The following is a 4,988-nucleotide window of genomic DNA, read 5'->3' as shown; positions in this document are numbered from 1 at the left end:
ACCCAACACGCCAGAGTTTCAGCCAGCGTTTCTTCATAAAGTTATGACACTGGTTTGCTTAAGCGCGACAGCACCAGGATTGACAGTTGTGCTTGTGGGGGATGTACCGCTAAAAGCCCAAGTGGGGACAATTCTTGCCTCTGAGTTTGGTTCACGGGTACAGGTGGAAAAAACTTGTTTGGATGAAAATGGTATTTTGGTGAGTGGTTGGGAATTTTGGCGTGAGCATCAAAAGGTTTTGCCTGCTCCCCAGCTTTTGGCGATCGCGACTTTACCCTTGCCATCTCTAGAAAACCCCTTAGTGGCAGGTCGAGTGGCGCACTACAAGAGTTTGCATCAAGATTGGTTTCGTTTGTACTTGTTGCCAATTGCTATGAATGAATTGCAACGGGCGATCGCCCCACTGCGCGAAAGTAAAGGCATCGTTGCTTTGCTAGATAGTCGCGTGATTATCCGTAGCTATGGTGCTCAAGTTTTGGCTGCCCTCAGTCCCCTCGCACGTATTAACTACCTTGATCCCAATCTGTTTTCCTCTGTCACAGAGGAAGATTCAGCTTAAGTCATCTAAATTATTCAGTATTTTTTAGCTATTGCTTCAAGCAAACGCTATCATCAGCAGTATTCAGGGATTTATTTTAGATTATGGGTGAAGCAAAGCGTCGTAAAACTACACTGGGAGAAAAATACGGTCAAGATACAACCAGGATCTTGCCGTGGATTCCTATCTCCAAAACCCAAGCGGAAAAATTCGTAAAATGGTCAAATCGGCTCACCTGGATTGGTATTGGTGGTTTGGTCGCCGCTTGGGTGATAGTTCGTTTCATCGGTCCAGCTTTCGGTTGGTGGGAAGTTGTCTAAACCCGAGCTTGGATAAGTTTCTGACAACGATTGAAAGTGTCAACACAACAGCTAGGTTTTCCTGGCTGTGTTATTCTTTTTATTTGTTAATTTATTTCGGTTAATTTAACTGACTTTAGTATATACAGTATACTGATAAAAGTTATGAGAGTAAATTATATGTAAAAAACCTATTCATATTAGTATATCTCGAACCTAGCAGAGCATACACTTTTTAAAAAGCGACTCGTTATTCTCTCGAATTGCTCTTTTAAAAAGTATAAATAGCAACTCAAAGACAGTCAGAAAAATATCTGCCGAAATGGCAACATGGTTATCTTGAGTTCAGTTATTGTCAGTGTTAAGTCAAACGATTTAGGTTTTACACTTGGGATTGTGGATCAGGGTATTTCCCTTTACAGATAGTCACCCCCCGACTTGGCTTTTTCCTGCAGAGCTTGATACGTCACTTACCACAATGGGACAGCTGTTGCTATCTCCTCTAAAGACGCTGCTTAGAACAACTGGGGAAACTCTCAAGAGCGCAAGTGCTTATCCGCAAGACATAGTTTGGACGGGCAGTTTCAGCCGAGCAACAACTCTTGACAACGCACTGCTGACAGCAACGCAGTGGTTTATCTACCGCACTGTATGACTACTAAGTACTGATTATTTAGTAAAAAGACTCAGCCCTGAGTCGTACAAAAAAGTACTAACCTTAAGCGAGAATCAAAAAACAGCTACGAGCATCTACCAGTTTTGCCAGATTCTATGGAGAAGTTGCAGCCAATAGGTTAAGATCTTTACATTACTTAACTGGTGTGTAGACGTTTGACGAGATAATCACCTCTTAAAACAGGCTGAGAAGACGTATGTCTGCCTTGTTGGGACAAAGGGTAATGAGTCTACCTAAAATTAGCGGATAAAAGTACAAAATCGGCATTTTCTCGACTTGACTTGTGCCAAATATGAGTTAATCTTATAGCGGAATTGTTTCAACTTACCATTTATCCTGACGGTAATCTGTAAAAAAAACACAAAGTTAGCAATTCTATCCGATATTTCAGATCTACAAACTGAATACTTTGATACGGCACGCAAAACTTACATCGACTACCCTAAGCTAGGTAGCCAATTCATAAATATATATCTGTGAATTGTAATGGATAGTTTACAATACCAATTGGTGCAAGAATCTAAAGAAAATATAAAAGGAAGCAAATAACTGTGGTGTTTGGAGGGAAAAATGTTTTTGAGACTAGCACAACAACATCGGCAATTCGTGCAAGACTTAGTGATGAACTTGCAAGCTTTAGCAATTGTCTTAGAGAGGCGAGGATATCCTGCGTCCTGCTACACCTGCGGTGACCAGATGAATAGTGCTTCATTTATGGTTAGCCTGGGAGAAAATCATCTGATTCGGTTTTTAGTCTCTGATTACGGGATCACTTGGACAGAAATGCGGGATGACCGCGAATTAATGAAGCTAGAGGGTGCAGAGGCAGTCAACCAGCTACAGGAACTTGCCAATATAGTCAAGCATCCTGTACCAACCAGCGTAGGTAATAAACTTTTAGCTAAGCGGTGTTAGACAGTAAAAAGTTAAGAGTTGAGAGTTAAAAGTTAACAGTTAAGAACTCGTAACAGTGGCTAATAACTCGTAACTCTTAAGAAACACAGGGAACAGGGAACTCTTAACAGGGAACAGAGAACTCTTAACAGGGAACAGAGAACGCTTAACTCTTAACACCCGAACGCTTAACTCTTAACTCTTAACGGTGTTTGTTTCATATGTTGCTAGCGGTTTATTACGCTAGTTAAAGGCTCATAACTTTCATAGGTGATCTCAGAACTTGATTGACATTGCTGTCATTTTGATTGTGATATTGGCTCGTTATGCCTGTGGAGTCTTAATCAGCATCTTAACAATTGCCAGCAGCGTATCAATGTCAATCAGCAAGCCAGCGAAAAGAATGACAAACCGTTTCCAATAAAAACAAATAGTGCCTAATAGTAGGAGTGACTGAGGCTGTCACCCAAGGCTTAGTGTTGAGTGTGTGTCAGTTTAGTTTCTATAATCAAAGCGATTTGTGCTTGTCGTAAAGCTTGAGCTTTTTTCGTCCACTTGCCTAAGGGTAGCAAGGTATAAAAAAAACTTATCAAAGAGCTGCGTCCTGCCATCATCTACAACCCACAACAAGGCAATAGCAGATTGATCCCCAGTTTTTTTAGAATCTAATAACCAAAACTTAAAATTTCCTGACCTAAGGAAATACACGAGTGCAGAAGGCACCAAGTTTGAGGTTCGACATAGAACCTCAGATTCTTTACCTTGGATAATAGTTTGATAGTCGTCGGAGTGTCAACTTATGAAGAAATTGCACAAGACGTGTCACTTTATGCTATTCCAGATTTGGAACATTTATCCTTGTCTCCAAAAAATTTAAGATGTCAGAGGAAAAATCACAACAACCACAACTGAAATCAACCACTGCAATTGACAGTCCAACAAGCGGTTCCTTTGGAAATTGGTTTGAATATTCCATAAGAGTCTACCCGCATCATACAGACTATGCAGGTATTGTCTGGCACGGTTCCTACATAGCTTGGTTGGAAGAAGCACGAGTCGCATGCTTGCGAGCGATCGGTATCGAATATGCTGATTTGGTAGCTTTGGGCTGTGATTTACCAGTTGTAGAACTCTCTGTGCGCTATCACCGTCAGCTTCAGTTGGGTGCAACAGCGGTTGTAAGAACGCGCATGGCTGAGGTGACTGGCGTCCGTATCAACTGGGATTATGCAATTGAATCACCAGATAAGCAAGAATTATACGTTACTGCTCAGGTGACTTTAGTGGCAGTAGATCGAGAAAGAGGTAAGATTATGCGTCAGTTACCGACTACTGTTATGGATGCCCTGGTACGGCTTTCAGGCTCAAAAAATAATTAACTCATCCGTTTTATTAAAGAAGTGAAAAATCCGGTTTAATGAAACGGCAGCCTGATTTCTAGAGGAGGCGCGCCCGTCTCACTCGCTAACGCTTCGCCTATGTTGCAGCCATACGCGTTCGCGCAGCGTGTCCCCTTGGGACTCAGCGCCTCCAAACGAGATATGCGAACGTGGTCGAACAGAGAACAAATAACTGATGACTCATGACGGGCAACATCCAAAAGTCATATTACCTAACCCTAAGGACTTGAGAGAAGGCTTGAAGTAGCTGTATTATTTGATGCCAAATATCTTGAGGGCTAATTCCAAGACCAGAATGCAAGATAACAACAGTAGTAGCACTAATAAACGCAGTTCTCGTTGTCGTTCTCACGACTTTTACTAATACTGTATACAGAATCCAAGCCACAATCAGGGTAGCAAACATAGATACACCTTTTTTAAATAGAGTCTTACGAATGAAGCTATTAGAAGAGAGAAAATTTTATGAGTGTAACCGTGACAGACATAAAGTCTCTCTTCAGGAATTCAGTAGTGCTGAGCGTTGAGGAGCCACTGCCTTGCACTGAGTCCAGCGCTGCGGGAGGGTTTCCAACGCCAGATGCTCCACTTGGGGAGACACGCCAGATGCTTTATGCCGGCGAAGCCGTCCACCGCACTGGCTCCCCAAGACCCTTACGGGTTCGGCAGTTACTTCACTTGGGGAGACCCCAAGACCGTACTGCCTCACCGCACTGGCTCCTCCGCAGGCGACTGGCGTTCGCCGTAAGGCGTGCGCTCCGCGCACACCCGGAGGGAGGTTTTCCCCGTTGTTGCGAGTGACGTTTGACGTGGAATTCCACAACCATAGTCCGCAGTATCGGATCAACTTACTGCTCAAAGAGTACAGATGTGAAAGCCTTAAATTCAGTATTCCGCAACCCCAGTTGGCACCACTAAAGTAGCAACTGACGTGGAACCTCCACAGAAAAAAAGCTCTGCATTGCTCAGCATTGTTTTGCTGAGAATGTTGAGTTTACTTGAGCTTTTTCCTGTAGTTGTTCTGCGCTCACTATACAATAAAAAATTTGAAAAATTAGTATGCCGCAAAACCTTCTTTCAAAAAAATATTAAATTTTGATTTTTACTTTTGATAGGATTTTCAGAAATTCTATAGAGAAAACTTATGCAAGGAAAAATAATTTATTCTTTCTCAGTATAAT

5 protein-coding genes and 1 pseudogene are annotated in these 4,988 nt (G+C 42.3%); 5 read left to right on the top strand and 1 reads right to left on the bottom strand.

Annotated features, from left to right (window positions below; all coding sequences use genetic code 11):
- The 5 genes and pseudogenes from DP116_RS26910 to DP116_RS26890 form a co-directional block, all read left to right on the top strand.
- Window positions 1–559: pseudogene (locus DP116_RS26910) on the top strand (ATP-dependent DNA helicase); the annotation flags it as partial.
- Window positions 560–642: 83 nt separating this feature from the next.
- Window positions 643–858, top strand: coding sequence for a DUF2839 domain-containing protein (locus DP116_RS26905; protein ID WP_169158052.1), 216 nt, complete (start codon window positions 643–645; stop codon window positions 856–858).
- A 457-nt stretch (window positions 859–1,315) separates the two neighbouring features.
- Window positions 1,316–1,492, top strand: a complete 177-nt coding sequence (locus DP116_RS26900; RefSeq protein WP_169158051.1) for a hypothetical protein — start codon at window positions 1,316–1,318, stop codon at window positions 1,490–1,492.
- Between the two features lie 591 nt (window positions 1,493–2,083).
- The gene (locus tag DP116_RS26895; RefSeq protein WP_169158050.1) at window positions 2,084–2,428 is read left to right on the top strand and encodes a DUF1815 family protein; all 345 of its coding nucleotides are present in this window, start codon (window positions 2,084–2,086) and stop codon (window positions 2,426–2,428) included.
- Window positions 2,429–3,285: 857 nt separating this feature from the next.
- Window positions 3,286–3,786, top strand: coding sequence for an acyl-CoA thioesterase (locus DP116_RS26890; protein ID WP_169158049.1), 501 nt, complete (start codon window positions 3,286–3,288; stop codon window positions 3,784–3,786).
- 520 nt (window positions 3,787–4,306) lie between these two features.
- Here DP116_RS26890 and DP116_RS26885 read toward each other — a convergent pair.
- Window positions 4,307–4,654 carry a hypothetical protein gene (locus DP116_RS26885; protein WP_169158048.1) on the bottom strand — a complete coding sequence of 116 codons (348 nt, stop codon included), beginning with the start codon at window positions 4,652–4,654 and terminating at the stop codon, window positions 4,307–4,309.
- Between the last annotated feature and the right edge of the window lie 334 nt (window positions 4,655–4,988).

Origin of the sequence: Brasilonema bromeliae SPC951 (genome assembly GCF_012912135.1) — a bacterium.
Lineage (GTDB): Bacteria > Cyanobacteriota > Cyanobacteriia > Cyanobacteriales > Nostocaceae > Brasilonema > Brasilonema bromeliae.
This window is presented reverse-complemented; position numbering and strand designations above follow the sequence as displayed.

Coding starts and splice junctions, on each gene's coding strand:
- DP116_RS26900 (WP_169158051.1), top strand. CDS start 1,316: ATGGGACAGCTGTTGCTATCTCCTCTAAAGACGCTGCTTAGAACAACT.
- DP116_RS26895 (WP_169158050.1), top strand. CDS start 2,084: ATGTTTTTGAGACTAGCACAACAACATCGGCAATTCGTGCAAGACTTA.
- DP116_RS26905 (WP_169158052.1), top strand. CDS start 643: ATGGGTGAAGCAAAGCGTCGTAAAACTACACTGGGAGAAAAATACGGT.
- DP116_RS26890 (WP_169158049.1), top strand. CDS start 3,286: ATGTCAGAGGAAAAATCACAACAACCACAACTGAAATCAACCACTGCA.